Annotated in this window: 17 protein-coding genes and 1 pseudogene; 3 read left to right on the top strand and 15 right to left on the bottom strand. The window is 70.9% G+C overall.

The features are described from left to right. Positions 1–303: 303 nt before the first annotated feature. The 4 genes from ACFWNV_RS06045 to ACFWNV_RS06030 all read right to left on the bottom strand — a co-directional run bounded on the left by ACFWNV_RS06045 (position 304) and on the right by ACFWNV_RS06030 (position 3,706). Positions 304–1,041: a dienelactone hydrolase family protein gene (locus ACFWNV_RS06045; protein WP_383941186.1), complete on the bottom strand. Its 738-nt coding sequence runs from the start codon at positions 1,039–1,041 to the stop codon at positions 304–306. 341 nt (positions 1,042–1,382) lie between these two features. After that, positions 1,383–1,511, bottom strand: coding sequence for a hypothetical protein (locus ACFWNV_RS06040; RefSeq protein ID WP_383941184.1), 129 nt, complete (start codon positions 1,509–1,511; stop codon positions 1,383–1,385). 670 nt (positions 1,512–2,181) lie between these two features. Then, on the bottom strand, positions 2,182–2,565 hold the full coding sequence (locus tag ACFWNV_RS06035) for a hypothetical protein (RefSeq protein WP_383941181.1): 384 nt from the start codon (positions 2,563–2,565) through the stop codon (positions 2,182–2,184). 412 nt (positions 2,566–2,977) lie between these two features. Beyond that, positions 2,978–3,706 (bottom strand): helix-turn-helix transcriptional regulator, encoded by a 729-nt coding sequence (locus ACFWNV_RS06030; protein WP_383941178.1) that lies wholly within the window; start codon positions 3,704–3,706, stop codon positions 2,978–2,980. Positions 3,707–4,155: 449 nt separating this feature from the next. Between ACFWNV_RS06030 and ACFWNV_RS06025 the strand changes: the two genes are divergently transcribed. After that, positions 4,156–4,593: a peptidase inhibitor family I36 protein gene (locus tag ACFWNV_RS06025; protein WP_383941175.1), complete on the top strand. Its 438-nt coding sequence runs from the start codon at positions 4,156–4,158 to the stop codon at positions 4,591–4,593. A 316-nt stretch (positions 4,594–4,909) separates the two neighbouring features. On the opposite strand, the gene ACFWNV_RS06020 is transcribed toward ACFWNV_RS06025, so the two are convergent. From ACFWNV_RS06020 to ACFWNV_RS06000, 5 genes are all read right to left on the bottom strand, one after another. After that, complete coding sequence (locus ACFWNV_RS06020; protein ID WP_383941394.1) at positions 4,910–6,007, bottom strand: MerR family transcriptional regulator; 1,098 nt, start codon at positions 6,005–6,007, stop codon at positions 4,910–4,912. Between the two features lie 134 nt (positions 6,008–6,141). Next, positions 6,142–6,501 carry a hypothetical protein gene (locus ACFWNV_RS06015; RefSeq protein ID WP_383941173.1) on the bottom strand — a complete coding sequence of 120 codons (360 nt, stop codon included), beginning with the start codon at positions 6,499–6,501 and terminating at the stop codon, positions 6,142–6,144. Between the two features lie 37 nt (positions 6,502–6,538). Beyond that, a complete protein-coding gene (locus ACFWNV_RS06010) occupies positions 6,539–7,702 on the bottom strand; it encodes a hypothetical protein (protein ID WP_383941170.1) in 1,164 nt (387 codons plus the stop codon). 286 nt (positions 7,703–7,988) lie between these two features. Then, positions 7,989–8,285 (bottom strand): hypothetical protein, encoded by a 297-nt coding sequence (locus tag ACFWNV_RS06005; protein ID WP_383941168.1) that lies wholly within the window; start codon positions 8,283–8,285, stop codon positions 7,989–7,991. Positions 8,286–8,412: 127 nt separating this feature from the next. After that, the gene (locus tag ACFWNV_RS06000) at positions 8,413–9,954 is read right to left on the bottom strand and encodes a helix-turn-helix domain-containing protein (RefSeq protein ID WP_383941165.1); all 1,542 of its coding nucleotides are present in this window, start codon (positions 9,952–9,954) and stop codon (positions 8,413–8,415) included. 339 nt (positions 9,955–10,293) lie between these two features. Here ACFWNV_RS06000 and ACFWNV_RS05995 point away from each other — a divergent pair, with 339 nt between their 5' ends. Continuing rightward, positions 10,294–11,028: a DUF4232 domain-containing protein gene (locus ACFWNV_RS05995; RefSeq protein WP_383941162.1), complete on the top strand. Its 735-nt coding sequence runs from the start codon at positions 10,294–10,296 to the stop codon at positions 11,026–11,028. A gap of 139 nt (positions 11,029–11,167) precedes the next feature. Here the strand turns inward: ACFWNV_RS05995 and ACFWNV_RS05990 are convergent, their stop codons facing one another. The 4 genes and pseudogenes from ACFWNV_RS05990 to ACFWNV_RS05975 all read right to left on the bottom strand — a co-directional run bounded on the left by ACFWNV_RS05990 (position 11,168) and on the right by ACFWNV_RS05975 (position 16,064). After that, positions 11,168–12,319, bottom strand: coding sequence for a HEAT repeat domain-containing protein (locus ACFWNV_RS05990; protein WP_383941160.1), 1,152 nt, complete (start codon positions 12,317–12,319; stop codon positions 11,168–11,170). A gap of 272 nt (positions 12,320–12,591) precedes the next feature. Continuing rightward, a pseudogene (locus ACFWNV_RS05985) lies at positions 12,592–12,849 on the bottom strand (transposase); the annotation flags it as partial. A gap of 586 nt (positions 12,850–13,435) precedes the next feature. Continuing rightward, positions 13,436–14,236, bottom strand: coding sequence for a maleylpyruvate isomerase family mycothiol-dependent enzyme (locus ACFWNV_RS05980; RefSeq protein ID WP_383941157.1), 801 nt, complete (start codon positions 14,234–14,236; stop codon positions 13,436–13,438). Between the two features lie 316 nt (positions 14,237–14,552). Next, positions 14,553–16,064, bottom strand: coding sequence for a pyridoxal phosphate-dependent decarboxylase family protein (locus tag ACFWNV_RS05975; protein WP_383941154.1), 1,512 nt, complete (start codon positions 16,062–16,064; stop codon positions 14,553–14,555). 314 nt (positions 16,065–16,378) lie between these two features. On the opposite strand from ACFWNV_RS05975, the gene ACFWNV_RS05970 reads away from it, so the two are divergent. Continuing rightward, positions 16,379–16,735 carry a hypothetical protein gene (locus ACFWNV_RS05970; protein ID WP_383941151.1) on the top strand — a complete coding sequence of 119 codons (357 nt, stop codon included), beginning with the start codon at positions 16,379–16,381 and terminating at the stop codon, positions 16,733–16,735. Positions 16,736–17,279: 544 nt separating this feature from the next. On the opposite strand, the gene ACFWNV_RS05965 is transcribed toward ACFWNV_RS05970, so the two are convergent. Together ACFWNV_RS05965 and ACFWNV_RS05960 are read right to left on the bottom strand one after the other, a co-directional pair. Further along, positions 17,280–17,591: a hypothetical protein gene (locus ACFWNV_RS05965; RefSeq protein WP_383941148.1), complete on the bottom strand. Its 312-nt coding sequence runs from the start codon at positions 17,589–17,591 to the stop codon at positions 17,280–17,282. 77 nt (positions 17,592–17,668) lie between these two features. After that, a complete protein-coding gene (locus tag ACFWNV_RS05960) occupies positions 17,669–18,046 on the bottom strand; it encodes a hypothetical protein (protein WP_383941145.1) in 378 nt (125 codons plus the stop codon). Between the last annotated feature and the right edge of the window lie 409 nt (positions 18,047–18,455).

Here is an 18,455-nt window from a genome sequence, read left to right as displayed (position 1 = left end):
GCGCACGACATCCACGCAGTACAACCCGTTAGACGAGACCGACCCCTACTGCATGAAGGTATTCGACCTCACCGACTGGTAGGACGCATCCCGATCGGCTTCCACGCGGCATCGGCCGACCAGGCCCGGTTCTCGCATGGCTGACGCCAGGGGGCGGGTACCACGGAGTGACTACACGGGGTGCGGTCGCGCTGCCGAAAGCGGCGCAGTCGTCGGGGACCGCGGACTCGTGTCCGGCGATGTCGATGTTCTGTCGGAGGTCGGCGGTGTCCAGGCCTGCGTTTGCCAGGATGTCTGCCCGGCTCATCCCCCCAGATCCTCCGTCGCGGGCAGGCACTCGGCGAGCAGGCTGAGGAGGTCGCGCCAGGCACGCTGTGCGTGCTGTCGGTGGTAGCCGACGCCGGGGACCGTGGGGTGGTCGACCGGTGGGTGGTGGAAGGCGTGCAAGGCGCCGCCGTAGACCGTGAGGCGCCAGTCGACGCCTGCGGCCTGCATCTCGGCGGTGAACGCGTTCCGTTGCGCGGGCGGCATGATCGGGTCTTCCGACCCGACCCCGGCCCATACCGGGCAGCGAATGCGCGCCGCCTCGCCGGGCCGGCCCGTGGTGGTTGCGTTGACTGTTCCGATCGCGCGCAGGTTGACGCCGTCGCGCCCGAGTTCCAGTCCGATGGCTCCCCCGGTGCCGTAGCCGACGGCGGCGATCCGGTCGGGGTCGGTGCGGGGCTCGGTGCACAGCACGTCGAGCGCCGCATGGCCGATGCCCCGCATCCGGTCGGGATCAGCGAGCAGGGGCAGGCAGCGGGCCAGCATCTCCTCGGGGTCGCCCAGGTAGCGCCCGCCGTGAAGGTCGAAGGCCAGCGCTACGTATCCCAGCTCGGCGAGGGCATCGGCCCGGCGCCGCTCGACGTCGCTGAGTCCCATGCCCTCGGGTCCGAACAGCACCGCGGGCCGGCGGTCGACACCGGCCGGGAGCGCGAGGTACCCGATCATCGTCAGACCGTCTGCCGGGTACTCGACCGTACGCGTCGTAATCGTCGTCATGGACTGGACGGTAGCGATTCCCGAGCCGGGTCCGGCCGCTGTTTTGCCGCTGGCAGAACAGCACGCACGTGTGTGAACCCTGGACAGGGCCCGGTGGACTGGACGGACGTCCCGGAACCTGCCGCAGCGGTGATCCGCTTCCACCTCGCCTCACGTCCCGGCCTGGCCACGCTCCTCTTCAACCTGCGCGGTACGGCGAACCAGGCTGCGGCACGCCGCAACGCCGGGCGGGCTGTGATTGCTGCCAGCGATGGCCTTGAGCCTCACGGAGGCGTCGCAGCGCGGTATCTGGTTCTTCCAGCTCACGCGGACCCGCCACAGGCCGGCACGCCCCAGCCGGATCAGCTGATCGGAACGCCCCGTACCCACGCCGCCACATCGCCCGTGACCGATTCGTAGTCCACCTCGGCCTGCTCGTCCCAGACCGCAGCCTCAGCATCGGGTTCGCCGTCCCAGACTCGTGCGATCACCGCGGCAGGGTGCGTGTGCCCTGCGCTGAACAGGTCGAACCGCCGCACGTGCGACTGGAGGAACAACCCCCACCCAAAGCCGTCGGGGCACGGTACAGGCGACCACGATGTCGTCCGATTCCTGGAATCCGAACGGCCTGAACGCAGCCTGGGCGTGCAGCGTTCGCTGCCCCAACAACGTGGTCATAGTTCCTCCAGCTCTGAGCCCCGCAGGCCCCCTCGGGCCCCAACCGCGACGTCCGCCGCTGCCTCGACAAGCCTGCCGTCGCCGAATGTGTCGCGAAGGCCCGGCTGCTCTGAGGGGCCGGGCGGGGGCGGATGCCGCTGCGCGGGGACGGGCCTCGCGCCAGTTCGCGGCCAGCTCGAGCAGCCGCCCCGTGTCGTGACGGAAGCCGGGCACAGGCGTCTCCGCGTCGGTCGCCCGCAGGATGGAGGCGGCGAACCGGACCGCTTGCAGGGCCGCGCCGGCGCGTGGCTCGACCCCCTCCTCCTGCAGGTGGCGGAGCGCCTCGAGGCGGTCGGCGAGGGCGAGGAGCTCCTCCTACGTCCTCTCGTACTCCCCCGCGCGCGCGTCGACGGGGTCTTCATGCACGGCTGCCTCCGGTGCTCGGGCCGTTGCCGCACGGACCGGCCGCCGGGCCGGCAGGGGCGGCCGGTGAGTGGGGCTCCATCAGCCCACGGGACCACCTCGCCTCAACTCACCGCACTGCGCCGAGGCCGTACGGTCAGCCATGGATCCTTCCAATCCGGACAAAACCCCAATGCTGTTGAGGCGAATCCAGTGGATGTGCCAGCGGTCGATCAGGGTTTCCCGGTCCACCGGCACTGACACCCCCAGCACCGGTTCGCGGCCCTCCTCGTCCCACACAGGCTCCACGGCCTGGTCCAGGTGTACGCGCAACCCGCGCGCCTTGAACCGGATGTCGAGCACCGAGCCGATCTCCGCACCGTCCGGCCGTACGAAGTCGAACTGGGCCTGTTCCTCAGGGCTTCCGGGACAGTGGAGCCAGGCGGCGGCCGCCGCCTTCACATACAGGTGGTCCGCACTCGCCACGCCGTAGTCCTGCCGGCCGCAGAGCCCGTCGGTGCCCGGGTGGTGGGCGAAGTGGCAGACGCGGTCGGTGGGACAGCCTCGTCGTCAGCTGGACGCCTCAGCCGCCGAGGAGCAGCCCGCAGCGGACGTGTCGTGCGCGTGCCGCCGGCGGAAGGCGTCCAGCTCGATCGCCTCCAGCGGCAGCGTCAGCGTCAAGGGGTCCTCCGACTCTGTCCCACCAAGAACCGCTGTCTGGATCTGCCGGTTGTCACCCCGCACGCATCCCGCCCCCTCATTCGCCCCAGCTCAGCGTGCCACCCGCCCTGACCTGCTCGCAGGCGATCAATGCGTTCCGGCCTCTCGTGTGGCCGATGGACGCTCACCCAGTGAAGGGGTGGTGAGAAGCGCGTGCGTGCGGACCTCTGGCGGCTGGTCAGGCCGGGGCTCCGGAGGTCAGGAGGGGGAGGAGCGAAGAGCTCCAGTCGAGGCGGTCCACGGAGAGTTGGGTGGGGGTCAGTCCCGTGGTGGAGCGGAAGACGCGGGTGAAGTGGGCCTGGTCGTGGTAGCCGGCCAGCTGCGCCACACGGGCCAGCGGCAGTCCGGCGTCGCGGAGCCGGATGGCGTGGGTGAAGCGCAGGATCCGGGCGATGGCAGCCGGGGAACGGCCGACCTGCTGGCGGAACTGGCGCTCCAGGTGTCTGACGCTCCACAGCGCGCCTGCCGCGAGTTGCGCGGCCCGTATCCGTCCGCGGGTGCGGTGCAGCTCGTGCCAGGCCCAGGTCACCTCCGGGGAGACGGCGGGACCCGAGTCGAGCAAGGGGGCCAGGGCCCGGTCGAGCAGGCCGGGACGCTCGTGCGGGGACGCGGCCCGCAGTTGCTCGGGCAGTAGCCGCATGAGGCGGGGCAGCAGGTGGCCCGGTTCCAGATCGGACGATTCCCAGTGGGACATCGGCACCCCGAAGAGCCGGTACGCGCCCATCGGGGTCATGCGGATTGCTACGCCGCTGACGTCACCGTTGTGCTGGGCCAGGAGGGCTGTGGTGGCGGGCAGATTGGCTTGCGAGGACACCGTGCGCACCACGTTCGGATCGGCCATGTCCCGGGTGAGTACGGGTTTTTCGAATGCGAAGTTGAGGGTGGCCACCGTATTCGGGGTGAGCATGCGGCGCCGGGGCATGTCCACGCCCCCGTAAGAGTAACTGGAATAGTTCCGGATCATCCCGCTCAGGGGGTCGGCCGGTCGGAAGTGCAGGCTGTGCGGTCGCGCGGAGGCATCTGTCACGTTCTGCCGTTCTACGAGGGAGCGGAAAGTCCAGCGGCACCGGGCGGAGCCGGGGCGACCTTCCGATATTCGGAAACGGTTGATCGTCCCGACAATCCGATCTTGAGCCATCTTGATCACCTCGGCGTGGCCGGATTTCATGAGGACACAAGCGGACTTGACCATTCCTATTCCTGTCGTGTTTTTACAATGCGATCCCCTTTTCGCTCGGTCAGGCTGATCCCGCTTCACATCCCAGCCTCATGTCCGCCTCGATGACCGCGCCTTGTTCGAGGTGCGGATCTGCGGATGTGCGGACCGGAACTCCGAAGGGCAGCACACTGATGCGTTTGCGCAAGATCACCGTCACCCTCGCCACCGCGGCCGCCGCGCTCGTCTCCACCCTCACGCTGGCCCCGGCGGCCGGCGCCTCCCCCGTCGGCACCACCCCGAGCGGCGGCTCCGCCGTGATCCAGCCGATCAAGGTCTCGGACCCGCAGTCGGTGGCCACCGTGTGGGACAACTGCCTCCACGGCCAGTCCTGCGTGTTCCAGAACTCCAACGGCGGGGGCCTGCTCTGGGTGGTCCCGTCCGCAGGCTCCTTCAAGCTCGCGAACTATGACATGAACAACAGGATCAGCTCGGTCTGGAACCGCAGCGGCGGCACCCTCAGCCTTTACGACGGCTCCGACTACAGCGGGCTCCTGGCTCAGTACGGCGCCTACGGGCCCCCGATCAACGTCCCCACCGGAATCAACGACCGCGCCAGCTCCGTGACCCTGTACTGACCGCGGTCCTCCGACGGCAGTGACCGTTCGTCTGGTGTGATCGCGGGGGGGGGGATCTTTCCGGTCGATACGGGTGCGGTCACGCTCCGCGCCGGTTTGCGTGCCGCAGGTGCGGACAGGTGTGCGCGAGGCCCTTCCGCCGTGCGGGAGGGCCTCGCGTCCTGGGGCTGTCCACCGCGGGTCGAGGCCCCGGCGGTGGACAGCCGCGTGGCTACCTAGGTGACTTAGAAGCGGTACGCCGCGACCGTGCTGCGCTCGTCGTACTCGGCGCACTGGCGGCGGATGCTCAAGCCGCTGCTCAAGGCACTGACCCGGTTCAAGCTATGAGCAGGCGGAGGCCGAGGTCTGCCGCGCTGCGGTCGGCGAGGTCGCTGTTGCGCTCGGCCCATCGGCCGGAGTCGAGGTCGTCGCCGAGGCTTCGTACCGCCCGCTGCTCGGCCTCCGGTCCGACCCTCGTCCACACCGACATCGCGCGGCGCACGTGATCCTGCAGATACTCCCCCGGTCGGCGCCAGTACGCCTCGAACAGGCCGTCGGTGCAGTCCCAGGGGATGGGCACCGGCTCAGCGCGGGCGTCGATCGCCTCGGTCATCCCGGCGAGCGAGGGAAAGTCCGAGAGGACGCCGGCGAATTCGGGCAGGTAGTCGCGGGTGAGCCAGAACCGGTCCTGCCATCCGGGCTCGTCGGTGTCGAAGGTGAGCACCACCACGCGGCGGGCCACGCGCCGCATCTCGCGCAGCCCAGCCATCGGGTCGCCCCAGTGGTGAACGGTGGAGACGGCCATCGCGACGTCGAAGGAGTGGTCCTCGAACGGCAGGTTCTCCGCGGCGGCGGCCACGCACGGCGCCGAGCCGGCCGGACGCTGCCCCCGCATGACCGCCGAGGGCTCCACCGCGGTCACGTCACGATCAGCGGGCTCGTAGGAGCCGGTGCCGGCCCCGACGTTCAGCACGGTCTGCGCGTCTCCGAGCGCATCCCAGATCTGCGCGGCGATCCGCGGATCGGTACGCCGTGTCGCGGTGTAGGCGCCACCGATCGCGTCGTACAGCCGTGCACCGAGCATCTCCAGTTGCTCCTCCGGTGTCACCTTCAGTCCCTTCGCCCGTGCCTCAAGTTCCCTGTCGATGGCCGCCATCATGGCGTCAGCGCGATCACGCCGCTCCAGCAGCAGGCCGCGCAGTCGGTGCAGGTGCGCGACCGCGTCGGTGGACGGGTCGCCGACCAGTTCCGCAACTTCCCGCAGCCCGAAGCCCAACCGCCGGTAGGCCACCACCTCCCGCAGCCGCTCCACGTCGTCCGCCGAATAGGCCCGGTACCCGGCCCCGGTCCGCGCCGACGGACGTACGAGCCCGATCTCGTCATAGTGATGCAGGGTGCGGACGCTCACACCGGCCAGCTCGGCCACGCGCCCCACGGTCCAGTGATCCTCCACGGCACCGACTATGCAGCCTGACGTCACGTGAGGGTCAAGAGCCGGCGTCGGCTCCGAGCGGCGGGGCACCCTGCGCGTCACCCTCACCTCTGTGGGCTCCCCCGCCCGTGTGTCGCCTACGTGCCGACGGTGAAGCTGATGGTGTGCCAGTCGGTGTTCACGTCGGAGTAGAGATGGGGCTGCGCGTGGGTGTAGGGGAAGTGGTAGCCCCCCGACTTCTTCGCGTCGCAGAGGGTCAGTTCGTAGTCGCCCGCGGGGACGCGCCAGACCGTGGTCACCTCGCCGTGCCCGTCGATGCTGTGGACGAACTGGTGGTCGGTGACGAGCCGGTGGCTTTGTCCGTCGACCAGCTTGATCTTCCCGGACACGTGTCCGCCGTTGTCGCGCCAGGCGACGCCGAGCCAGTTCAGGGCCCACGCGTCGAAGCCCCAGGTCGCGCGGACGTCGTAGACGTTGTCGGCCGCGTTGTGGGACACCTGGGCCCGCAGGAAGTGGTTGAGTTTGGAGTAGCCGTCAGCCCTTGGCGACGTAGCCGGCTTCGCGCTTGCGGGAGGTGACCTCGGCGCCGATCGGGGCCGGGGCCGGCGGCGGGGTCGGGGTCCACAGTTCGGAGCCGGAGTAGGAGAGCAGCAGGCGGCCCCGCTCCGGGTCGCCGGGCTCGTGGTAGACGGCCAGTGCGGGCGGGCGGCCGGCGTTGACGGGGAGTACCACCTCGCCTGACCAGGCGGCGCCGTCGAAGACCTGGTAGCCGACCCGGTTGCGTGTCTCCTCGACGGTCTCGGGGACTGTCTGGCCGCGCAGGGCCTGTGCCAGCAGGTCCGATGCCCGGCCCGTGCCGCGCCCGCCCTCGCGGAGCAGGTGGGTGGCGAGCTTCAGGTAGGCGTTCTCGGCCGTCTGTTTGGTGCGGGACTCAAGGAGGTCGGCCAGGCGGATCGCCCGGGGCTTGCCGTCTTCTCCGCTGATGCGGAGGAAGGCCCCGATCCGCCGCGCGATCTCCGCGTCGATCAGTTCTTCGGTCTTGAGGTGCTCGGTGACGGTGACGTTGTACGCGGCGTAGATCTTGCCGTCGTACACGGCGCTGGCGACGGCGGTCTGCTCGGTGCCGGTCGCCGGGCTGTCGGGCTGTTCGACCCACGTGATGCCGTCGAAGGTGGGGCTGTAGAGGGAGTCGGGGGTGGCGGTGAAGGTGGCGTGGGCGAGCCTGTCGCCCTCGGCGTACACCAGGTGCAGGGAGTCTCCGTGGGCGGCCAGCGACAGCCGGGAGGTCGGTGCGGCGCTGAGTGTGAAGGTGCTGACCACGGTGGCGTCGCCGGAGCCCAGAAGGAGGTGCTCGAAGAGGTAGCCGGCCGGCTCCTGCTCGGTGGCGGCCACGGTCGCCGCTCCGTAGCGGACGATGTGGATCTGGTTCTTGTACACGACGGCGCCGGGCGCGAACAGCGTCCTGTTCTTCACGCCCCTGTCCTCGCCGTTCGGGCCTCGGAAGGTGACCGGGAGCCAGCCGTCCGACGAGCCGGTCTGCTCCAGGACCTTCCCGGTCAGCTGGCCGTCCCGTGCGACGGCGAGGACGTACAGGGATCCCTTGTGGGAGACGAGGACGGCGGGGCGGGCGGTGCTCAGCCCCGGGACCTTGCCGGCGTCGTCCCACGTGCCGCCCGGCGTGTACACGCGCAGGTTCACACTGCTGTCGGCCAGGTCGGCGTAGGCCAGGTGCAGCTTGCCCCGGTGGCCGGTGACGCTCGGGATGAGGTTGCCGGTCTCCTGGCGGTGCAGGTCGTAGCCCGCCCAGCCGGCCGCGCCCTCCTCGACCTTGTCCGTGGAGAACTCAGGCGCCTTCCCCTCCGGCTTGGCGCCGGCGTCCTCCCTCGCCGTGAACGTGGTCTGCTACAGGCCCTGCCTCGGTGGCCAGTTCGCCCCTACCGCCCCTGTGGTCCCACCAGGACAACCCCGGCAGTGCGGTGCCCGGCTACTTCTTGGGCTCGGGGACGGTGATGAAGGTGGTGATGGTGTTGAGTTCGATGGCACCGAAGATGTGCTCGGTCGCGTTGTCCTCGGCACGCCGCCCCATGTACCAGTAGCCGCCGGTCTTCCGGGTCTTGCCGGCGAGCCAGACCTCGCAGGTACCCGGCTCCATGTTTCGCCACTGGAGGGTGATGTCGCCGCTTCCGTCGATGTCGGCCGCGAAGGGCTGCTCCTGGATGTAGCCGTCGCCCTTGCGCATCTTGATGGCACCGGTCACGGTGCCCTTGGCCGGCGCGGCCATCAGGCCGCCCCGGGGGCTTTCCCCCGCGGTTCGCGCTCGCCCGGATGAGCTGTGGCCGCCTGGGTTCATCCCCGCGTGCGCAGGGAGCAGGAGGTGTTCGCCTGCAGCCGGCCGGGCTGCGAGGGGGTCATTCCGTGTACGGCAGCCAGGCGTTGTTGTTCTCGTTGTACCAGTAGCCGTGGCCGGTGTTCAGGGCGACCGTGCGGAACGGGCGGCCGTGGTCGTCGATGCGGGTGGTGCCCTTGCGGTCGCCGCTGCTCCAGGCCAGCTCCAGGTACCAGCTGACGTCCTGGCCGAGTGTGGCGGCGTCGATGTTCAGCACCTGGGGGTCGGTGGTGGAGACCTTGTACGGGAAGTCGGTCGAGGCCGTCGGACGCTCGCCCTCCTTGCCGGGTACGGGCCTGGCCCTCGGGGAGGCGGCGTCCAGGTCCACGGCGAAGGACGCCGGCACCAACGTGCCGCCGCAACCGGAGCCCATGGTGTACGCGTTCCAGCCGGGAGCCTTTCGGCCGCTCACGACATGGACGTACAGCGCGTGCAGGACCGCGGCCTTGTCCTCGGTGCCCTGGACGGTGAGCTGCATGCGCAGGTGCCCCGCCGGGACGGCTTGCAGGGCCCGGGCCCACCCTTCGGTCGCCTGCCCGGCGGGGGGCGGGGGGACCGTGCCGGGTGCCTTGTCCAGGGCGAACCACTGGTCGCAGGGGCTGTCCCAGTTGTCGGGCAGGACGTTGACCGTGAACGGGGCGGCGGGCGAGGCCCCCTCCTTCGAGGTGCCCGGCGAGTTGGGCGCGGGCGTTGCCGAGGGGGACGAGGGTCCGGGGCTGGACGGGGGCGCGGAATCGGCGGTGGGCGTGGGTGACGACGACCCGCCCGACGGCAAGGCCGGGCCCGCCGCCACCGGCTCGCGCGAGGACTGCGAGGACTTCGAGGACTGCTGGGCGGCGGCGCCGCGCGTGTCCCGGTGGCCCGTATCCCCCATGGCCGAGACGGCGGCTGCGGTCCCCGCCACCGCGGCGGTGGCCACGGCCGCCGCAACGGCGAGCAGCAGCCGACGGCGCCGGGCCCCCGGTACGGAGTCCCGGGCGCGGCCCGGCCCGATAAGAGCGGCGGGGGTGTGTGCGGGTGCCTCCGCTGTCGGCGCAGGGGCGGAGGCCTCTGCCGATGCCGGCGCGGGAGCCGGGGTAGGCGCCGGGTCGGGTGCCTCCGCAGCGGCAGGTCCGGGCGCCGGGGCGGACCCGGCCGCGGACGCCGGGGCCGCCGGTACGGGGCCAGTCTCCGCCTGCGGCGGCCGGACTTCGGAAGCCTCCCCAGGTGCCACCACCACCGCCGGTGCAGGCGGCGCCTCCGGCGCGGCGCCATCGCCCCGCGGCGCCGCGGAGTTCGCCGCCCCCGACCCCGGGGCCTGCCCCTCCGTCACGCCCCGCCGCCGCTCCACCAGCGCCAGCAGCCACTGCTTGTGCAGCGCGACCAGTTCCTCGGCCGAGGCACCGCAGACCCGGGCGAACCGCTCCACCGGGGCGTACTCCGTGGGCACCGCCGCGCCGCTGCAATAGCGGTGCAGCGTCGAGTTGCTGGAGTGCAGACGCTTCGCGAGCGTGCCGTAGCTGCGCCCCGAACGCTCCTTGAATCCGCGCATCAGCTCCGCGAACCGCTCCGTCTCCGTGGCCATTCCACCCTCCCCCTCGTCCCGGAAGCACGTTCCAGGCTCGCCCGATCGCCCAGGTGAGAGGGGTCGGGAGCGTTACAGGGTTCCTACTATCGCGGCCCAGACGCCACTGGAACGAATCCGGCCCCACAGTTGCGTCATCAGCCCGTCGGTCCCGCCCATCGGACCGGCGGTCGGATATAGCAGTCGGGGCGGGAGGGTCCCACCCGCCCCACCGACCGCCCTCGGCCGCCCTTCGCCGCCTGCGGCAGCAGCCGACCGGAACAGCAGCCCCATCCAACGTCTCGTAGGCGGAAGGCGAAAGCCTCCGTCTGACGACCACACCGATACGGAGAGTTCCCCATGCGCACCTACCGACTTCGCACCACCGCCCTGGCCACCGCCACCGCCGGTCTCGCTCTGGCCCTGACCGCCTGCGGCGGCTCGGACAGCGCCGGCGGGCCGACCGCCAACTCCGCCGCGGCCAAGGGCGCGGACAAGCAGGTCTCGACCGGAACCGTGGCGGCATCCGGAGAGGGCGCCTCCGCCGCCTCGTCCGCCTCGTCCGCCGGCAAGGGCACCGGAACCGGCACCGGCACGACCGCCGCCACCCCGGCGAAGGCCGGTACGGGCGGCAAGGCCACGGGGGACACCACCGGTGACTCCTACGCCTACACCCACCCCTGCTCGGCGCGGAACCTCACCGTCAAGGTCTCTTCCCCGGCGGGCACTCCGGCCACCGTCCGCATCATCACCGTGACCAACAACGGTTCCACCTCCTGCGGTCTCGACTACTTCCCCACCGTCGGCTTCAGCGCCAAGGGCGCCGCGCTCGGTCTCCAGGCCGCTGCCCCCGGTGGTCTGGGCGGCGCCCCGGCCTACCCGGTGCGCCCCGGCGCCACCGCGTACGCGGCCGTCAACCTCAACCCGTCGGGCGGCAACGGCCCCGTGGCCGACGAGGTCAGCATCCTGGCCGACAAGGAGCACATGCCGAACGCGGACGGCGTCAGCCTCAAGCTGGCCAAGCCGGGCAGCATCGCCAACCCGAAGGTCGGCCTGTACCGCACCAACACCCGCGACGCGCTGAGCGCCTTCTGAACATAGTTCCGGGGCCACGGGCGACGGGATGTCCCGGGCGGAATCATTTGCACTCCGCCCGGGGCCCCGCCAGGCCTTCGGACACGACGACGGGCAGCCAGGCGCCCGCCGTGAACGTCGGTCGAGACGAGCGTCGAGGTCAGGTCGCTGCGGTGCGCGCGCGCATGCGGTGCGCGGTCCGCAGTCCCTGCGTGGCGGCGGTTGCCACGAGGCCGCCGAGGGTGGTTCTGGCGAGGTCGTGGGCGGCGAGGCGTTCCAGTGCCGGCAGGGCCCGGTCGTCGGCGGTGGAGCCGAGAGCGCGGCAGGCCAGTGCGCGGAGGTCCGGGTCGGGATCGGTGGTGAGGGCGATCAGGTCGTCCACCACCGGCGGGCCGAAGGCAGCGATCGCTGAGGCGAGATGACCGGCCTTCGGGTTCCGGCGTTCCATCATGGCCTGCCAGAGCACCGCGAGTGCCCGGTCGCCGCCGATGTGGCCGAGCGCCTGGGCAGCCCTGCTGCGTACCCACGTGGTCTCGTCGTTGAGCCGGGCTGTCAGCGCGGGCACGGCGGCGCGTTCCTCAAAGAGGCCGAGCGCCTCGCAGGCACCCTCGCGGACCATCGGATCGGGATGCTCCAGCAGGGCGGTGATCAGCGGAACGGCCCGCCGGAGGCCGAGTTCGGCACAGGCGAGCGCCGACCACCGCACCCCGCGGTGCCCGGTGTCGGCGAGCGCGCGCAGGAGGCCCGGTTCGACGCTCGCGTCGCCGAACAGCGCGATCCGGTTGAGGGCCTTGGTCCAGACGGTGACATCCTGCGTCCGGTGGTCGGAGGCGACCTCGGACAGGGCCGCCCGGGCCTGCGGATGGCCGAGCTCGGCCCACTCCAGCAGGGCGTCGATCGCCCGCACCCGGATCGAGCGGCTCCCGCTCAACTCGGCGGCGTGGACGGTGACGAGGGATGTCGGCCCGTCCGGCGGGTGGCCGAGTGCGTTCCCGAGCGGGCCGGCGAGCGGTGGTTCGAGCTCGCCCAGCCGCAGGGCCTGTGGGCCGATTCGGGTGCCGACGTCCGCGTCGTATTGGCCGTGGCCCCGAAGGTTCGCGGCCAGCTTGGCGACCGTACGGAACAGCAGCCCGGCGTGGTCCGATGAGGAATCGGCGAGGGCATCGAGTCGGCCGGACATCGCCGCGGTGACGGCGGCCGGCGGGCAACCGGTGGCCTCCAGGACTGCCTCCGCCCAGGCGAGTGGCTCGCCCTGACGCTCGTAGAGCTGGCGACCCCACAGGCGGAGGATGGCGTCACGGTTGTCGGTCATCCCGGGATCGTTCCAGCAGGGAACGACGACGGCCAACGGTTTTTCCGCGCCTTGAGCCCTGAAAGGCCTGACTCAACCGAGGGTGAGCACGAGGACGCAGACAATGGCGATGACTGAGCCGGCGATTACGGTCGGGGTAAGCGGCCGATCTGGTGAGCACCGAGCACCCGGCCTTCCGGTCGGCGGGTCAGCGGGTCGGCGGCGGGTCGGCGGGTCGGGTCAGCCGGACAGAAAGTTCCAGAACACAGCGCCTTCGTCCTCGTTCACGGCGATCAGCCCGGCGTCCCGGTCGTACCGGCTGAAAGGGGCATGGCTCCGCGTTTGACGATGGCGAGGACCAGGGCGAGGGCCGCGAGGCAGTACTCGACGAGGCTGCCGGTGTATCCGCCGTCGGCCCAGACCAGGGCCAGCAGGTGGTGCGCGGCAGCGACCTGGGTGAGCAGGACCTGGGCCGCGGCGCGGTCGCCCACATCCGCTGCGGTGACCATCACCGCGAGCAGCAGGCCAAGGGTGTCGACCACGACGTGCGCTTGCGTCCATTGATCAGCTTGCCACCGTCGAAGCCGCGGCTGTCAGAGCCGACGACCGCGTCCGCTTTGACCGACTGCGAGCCGATCACGCCGGCCCCGCGGCCGGCCCGGGAGCGGCAGCAGCGGCCGGACCGCCACCCACTCGGCGTCCGACACGTCGGTGGGATACCGACGCTCGCGCGCCCCGTGGTCTCTGACGTTCCCGGACCTGTGAGCCAGACGGTCACACGCGAGAGTGGCTGAAGTGGACCCCACTCCCGCGTTGCCGTAGAAGTGCGACAACAGGGCCTCCTGGAGCACACGATGGCTCAGAGACCCTTCGAGCTACCAAGAGGCCCCGCTCTCATCCACGGCAGCCGCCGCAGTCACCCGATCGACTGACTTCTCGACGAGATCGGGACGACGGCAGTCGCGTCGCTTCTCGTGATCGCTGGGACGGACACATTCGCGCTGCCATCCAGGTAGACGGTCGGCTTGGTGACGCCCCGAGGCCGCCTCGCGGGTTTGAGCGCGTGCGGCGACTGACGAACCTGGCGAAGAGTCGTGTCTTACCGGCTCGAAGCGCGGCCAACTGCCCCACTACGTCCTACTTCTCCTCCGGCTCCCAGGCGCGGAGCAGGTCGAGCAGCCCTGCATCTCCGTCAACGTGCAAGGAGTCGGCCTGGATCCGGTCGTACAGGTAGAGGACCAGCTCACTGGCCGTGCCGTGGACGGAGGCGCCGGCTGCGTCCGATTCTTCGCCGATCGCGGTGGTGGGCGCGGGGATGCGGGTGGTGCGTGCGCCGTCGCCGTCGACGGTGAGGCGCCAGGAGCGGCCCTCGGCGGCGTGGAAGTCGAAGGCCGTGGGCTTGTGCGGCCAGGCACTCGGCGTTGCGCAGACGGTGAAGAGGAACTCCTCCACACCGTCGAGTGCCAGCTCGACCGGCAGCGGCTGCGGGGCGCCCCCGGCGAACTGGGCGTCGTAGGTGTGCACCGCGGACTCCTGGACCCGGTGCCGGGCGGCGCCGCCGGCGGTCTGCGGTGACTGCGACGCGGGCCACCACGTCCAGCAACCGCTCTCCGGTCCCGCCGCGCGTAGGGCGACCAGCAGAAGCTGCGTCGACGCGTCCAGCCAGGCCAGCAGGGCCGCACGCTCCTGCGGCACTTCCAGCGCGGCGCGCGCGGCGACGGCCTCGGCCGGGGGCGCGTCGGCGCACCCCGCGCCGACGATGGCGGCCCAGAAACGGTCTCCCCCACCCAGGTGCTTCACCAGATCGAACAGCGTCCACCCGGGGCAGGTCGGCACCTGCACGTCGAGACCGGGCGCGGCGGCGACCACGGCGCGGAAGGCGGTCGACCGTTCATCGATCAGTCGCAACAGGTCGGGGAACTCAAGATTCTTTTGCACGCCGGATGTCTATCACCGTGCTCCGGTGATCGGACAGCGATTTTCACAGTCGCCGCCTGTTGGCCATTGCGGACGTCCCCGCCTCCCACCGCTCGGGTGACAAGCTGCGCGCTGCTGCGGAAACGCTGGTGGTGGCGGTACGCCAGACGTCGTACCTGTGGGTGCTCTGGCCTCGCCGAGCGGCCGCGCACCTCGGCGACGTGACGTCCACCCGGTGCGCGCGGTCATGCTGCCGCTCGGAACAACAACAGCCACTCCGTTGAGGGTGGTCCCACTGCCGCGGGTGTTCCGTGAACTGGTGGCAGACCTTGCTGTCCTACTGGCTGGTCTGGAGGTCGTCGGCAGCAGTGAGGACCTCGTGGAGGAGGGTGTCCACGTCGTCGGTGGTGGTGAGGTGGTTGCAAACGCAGGCGCGCAGGACCGTTTGTCCGTCGTGGCTGACGGTGGCCAGGTAGGCGTGGCCGCGGTCCTGGACGCGGGCGGCCACCGCCGCGTGCAGATCCGTCTGCCCCTGGTGGGCCGCTTCTGGGTGGGTGGCCAGGCGGAAGCAGACGACGGGCAGCGGGCCGCTGGTGCACAGTTCCAGCCCGGGGTGTTCCTGGACGCGTTGGCGCAGGTATCGGGCGAGGTCCTGGTAGTGCTGGAGGAGGGCGATCACGCCGGTGCGGCCGAGGTGGCGCAGGGTGGCCCAGAGGGTGAGGGCGCGGGTGCCGGGGCGGGTGAGTTCGATGGTGTAGTCGGACATCCAGGGCCAGTCCTGGTCGCCTTCGAGGTAGGAGGCGCGGAAGGTGAAGGCGTCGCGCAGCCGGGAGGGGTCGGTGACGAGGGCGGCGCCGCAGCCGACGGGCACGGACAGGGCCTTGTGCGGGTCGACGGTGAGGGAGTCGAGGCCGGCGATGCCTCGGTAGGAGGGGGCCAGTTCGGGGATCAGGGCGCCGAGTCCGCCCCAGGCACCGTCGCCGTGGTGCCACAGGCCTGCCTGATGGCAGACGTGCGTGATCGCTTCGATCGGGTCGATGGCGCCCGTCGCGGTGGAGCCTAGGTTGGAGACGACGCAGAAGGGCAGCAGGCCGGCCGCGCGGTCGGCGTCGACCATCGTCCGCAGGGCGTGTGCGTCCATGGACCGGTCCGCGGTGGTGGGGACGGCGCGCAGCCTCCAGGGCGGCAGGCCGATCACGGCTGCGGCTTTCGCGACCGACATGTGGGCCTGGTCGCTGTGGTAGGCGACGAGACGCGCGTGGGCCTGGTCGTAGGCGGGGCCGTCGGTGGCGCCTTGCTGGCGCAGGAACCAGGTGCGGGCGGCGCCCAGGCAGAGCAGGTTGGCCATCGAACCGCCGCTGGTCAGCACTCCGCCCGCGGTCGGCGCCAGGCCGGCCAGTGAGGCCAGGTCGCGTAGTACTCCGCGTTCGAGGTCCATCAGGGCGTGTTCGCCCATGCCGCAGGTCGCGTTGACCGCGGTGGCCAGCAGTTCGGCGATCACCCCGGCCGGGGACGGCGGTGAGTTGATCCAGGCGAAGAAGGCGGGGTGACCGTTGCCCGTCGGGTACGGGGCGATCGCTCGGTCGACGAACTCCAGCAGGGCGCCGAGTTCCTGGCCTTCCTGCGGCAGCGAGCCCGTGGCCATGGCCTGGCGGTGCGCCTGTGGCATCGACCGGGTCACCGGGCGCTCCCCGATTCCCTTGAGGTAGTCGGCGACCCACTCGGCGGCAGCCGCCAGTTCGTCCCGGAAGACCTTCGGGGCCACGGCCAACGGACCGGCGCCACCACCGAACTGCGGCCGGGCCGAAGCCAGGCGGTCCGAGCAGTCGATCTCTGGCGGTGTGGACATCGGCTGGCTACGCCTTCATTCGGAGTGCGGGGCCGGAACGGCCATGATCCAAAACGACGGCCTCGCGCGAAGGTAACGGTTCTGCTGTCTCCCCGGCCCGTCGCCCGTAGAAAGCAGATCCTGCGGCGGCGGCTCCGATCGCACACCTGCGCCTGGGAACGACATGAGGGCGATCGCCCGAGTGCCGCGCCGCCGTAGGCCCACTGCCCTGTCTCACCGGATCCTTGGCCGATCTCGCCGAAGTCTGCCCACGGGGTGGTTCGCCTCATCGAATCTCGATGGATGGAACGATGCAGGCCGGATACGGTGCAGGCATGCCTGAGGTACTCCCTGCCGACGTGGCCGACGTGCTTGGTGTCCTTCTCGGCGGGGAGGACCCCGTCCACGCGGCGCTCCGAGCTCACGTCCCCCATCTGCGGGTCCGGGATCGGTGCACGTGCGGGTGCGGCACCGCGTACTTCGATCTCGACAGGAACCTGGTCTCGCCGGCACCGTCCGGGTCAGGCACGGTGGTGGCGGCGGAGGCCCAGATCGTCACGGCGGACGGGGAATGCCCCGGTGAGGTCTTGGTGTTCGCTCAGTCCGGCTACCTGGCATGGCTGGAGATCTGTTCCTGGAGCGACGACATCGAGGTAACGCTGGCCCTGGCGCGGCAGTTGCTGCAGCGCTGACGAAGTCACCGTGCGCCTACGGTGTGACGGTGACCGGCCCCTGGCCCCCTGGCCCCCTGTACGTGTGGCCCAAGACGGCCTGAGTTACCGCGACCCGCAGGCTCAGCGTACGAGCATCCCCGACGGAGAACTGGTCGCCGTAGGACGCACGCATGGCGGGATTCGATGAGGTCAAGGCGAGATTCTGGGGCGATGGTCCCTGCGGCGTTCAGGCACAGTAGGTAGACGTAAAAACCGGCGTGGCGGGGTCGGTGCCGTGGCCATGTACACCCGTGCGTCGCCTGCCTCGTGGAGCCCGTCCACGGCCTGAGCCAGGCTCTCCAGCAGACCGGGATCACATCCTCCCGTCTCCACCAACATGTCCAGCCGGTCGCACCAGATCGCCCACAACGAGCGGGCCGAGGCCGAATTCGACGGGACCTCCGACCGCGCGCCCGACAGCAGAGCGGCCAAGGCCGCGGGCCCGCTGACGGAGGCACTCCGGGCCAGAGCGGATCTCAACTCCTCGAACATCAGATCGCCCCCTCTGGCGTGGCCTTGTTGCTCAGAACCCGTCGCCCCATCCGAAAGTGATGTTGTACGCGCGCTGGAGTGCGTGCCGGCCGTGGTCCCCGTCGGCGTAGGCCCATGCGAGGGCTGCGGAGAACCAGAGCAGAAAGACTCCGCCGACGGTGCCAAGAGCGACCAGCTTCCCGTTCCAGCCGAGAAGGACCAGGGCGATGGCCACGATGGCCACGCCGAGGTGGGCACCCTGCGAGTCGAGCGATGCAGCCTTGCGTGCCTCTCTGCGTTCGACCCGTTCTGCGGCGAAGCGCTCCTCTCGAACGGACTGCGGCTCGTTCTCGTCGAAGTTCATCCCGTCCCCCTGGCGCCGAAGCTACACGGGCCCGGTACACGTCGACAGGGGGCATCACGGGGATATGGATCAGGTACTTACGGCGCGAGCCACTCCGCCTGAAGCAGGGGGAGCACGTGCTGTGTTGGTCCCGTCGCCAGGAACGACGAGTACCCGGTGCCTCCGGAGCTCTGGCTCACCTGAACGGAAATCACGTCACCGGCCTTCAGCGGAATGATCACGGACACATCCTGCGAGATGTCTCCGTTGATCCCGACGTCCGCCGTGTCCTGCCCGTCGAAGGCGACGGCAACGCCGTTGACGATGATGAGCAGGACACGGCCCCCGACCGCGTTCTCGGGGAAGTTCCAGTTCAGGGCTGCCCGGAGGAGATAGCGCCCGGGAGTCTTGACCACCAGGGTCGACGTCGTCGCGTCGAACATCGCGTCCGTGTCGTAGTCGGCGCCGGTGAACACGACCCGCGCCGGTTGGCCGTCCAGGAAGGTCTGGTCGTCGCCGGCGTAGACGCTCGCACCGACGTGGACGGCGTTCCCGGCAGGTCCCGTAGCACCCGTCGCACCGGTCGACCCCGTCGCGCCCGTCGACCCCGTCGCCCCCGTCGCACCGGTCGACCCCGTCGCCCCCGTCGCACCGGTCTGCCCGGTTGGGCCCGTGGCACCGGGGGTGCCGGGGGTGCCCGGCTCACCCTGCGGCCCGATCTGTCCGGTCGGACCGGCCGGACCCGTAGCGCCCGTAGCGCCCGGAGCGCCCTGAGTGCCGGGCTCGCCCTGGGGGCCGGGCGGGGCCCGCGGGCGGGGCCGGGGGCCGGGGGGCCGCGGGGCCCGATTTGGGTGTGGATTGTTGGACCGGGGGGTTGAGCGGTGG

The sequence above is a fragment of the Streptomyces sp. NPDC058401 genome (assembly GCF_042722885.1).
Classification (GTDB): domain Bacteria; phylum Actinomycetota; class Actinomycetes; order Streptomycetales; family Streptomycetaceae; genus Streptomyces.
The sequence above is the reverse complement of the archived record's forward strand: the minus strand, read 5'-3'. Positions and strand labels throughout refer to the sequence as shown.

Excerpts from the sequence above, each read along its gene's own strand:
- ACFWNV_RS05970 (WP_383941151.1), top strand. The coding sequence starts at position 16,379 with ATGCCTGAGGTACTCCCTGCCGACGTGGCCGACGTGCTTGGTGTCCTT.
- ACFWNV_RS06045 (WP_383941186.1), bottom strand. The coding sequence starts at position 1,041 with ATGACGACGATTACGACGCGTACGGTCGAGTACCCGGCAGACGGTCTG.
- ACFWNV_RS06030 (WP_383941178.1), bottom strand. The coding sequence starts at position 3,706 with ATGCTCACCCCGAATACGGTGGCCACCCTCAACTTCGCATTCGAAAAA.
- ACFWNV_RS06005 (WP_383941168.1), bottom strand. The coding sequence starts at position 8,285 with ATGGCCGCGCCGGCCAAGGGCACCGTGACCGGTGCCATCAAGATGCGC.
- ACFWNV_RS05965 (WP_383941148.1), bottom strand. The coding sequence starts at position 17,591 with ATGAACTTCGACGAGAACGAGCCGCAGTCCGTTCGAGAGGAGCGCTTC.
- ACFWNV_RS05990 (WP_383941160.1), bottom strand. The coding sequence starts at position 12,319 with ATGACCGACAACCGTGACGCCATCCTCCGCCTGTGGGGTCGCCAGCTC.
- ACFWNV_RS06000 (WP_383941165.1), bottom strand. The coding sequence starts at position 9,954 with ATGGCCACGGAGACGGAGCGGTTCGCGGAGCTGATGCGCGGATTCAAG.
- ACFWNV_RS05995 (WP_383941162.1), top strand. The coding sequence starts at position 10,294 with ATGCGCACCTACCGACTTCGCACCACCGCCCTGGCCACCGCCACCGCC.
- ACFWNV_RS05975 (WP_383941154.1), bottom strand. The coding sequence starts at position 16,064 with ATGTCCACACCGCCAGAGATCGACTGCTCGGACCGCCTGGCTTCGGCC.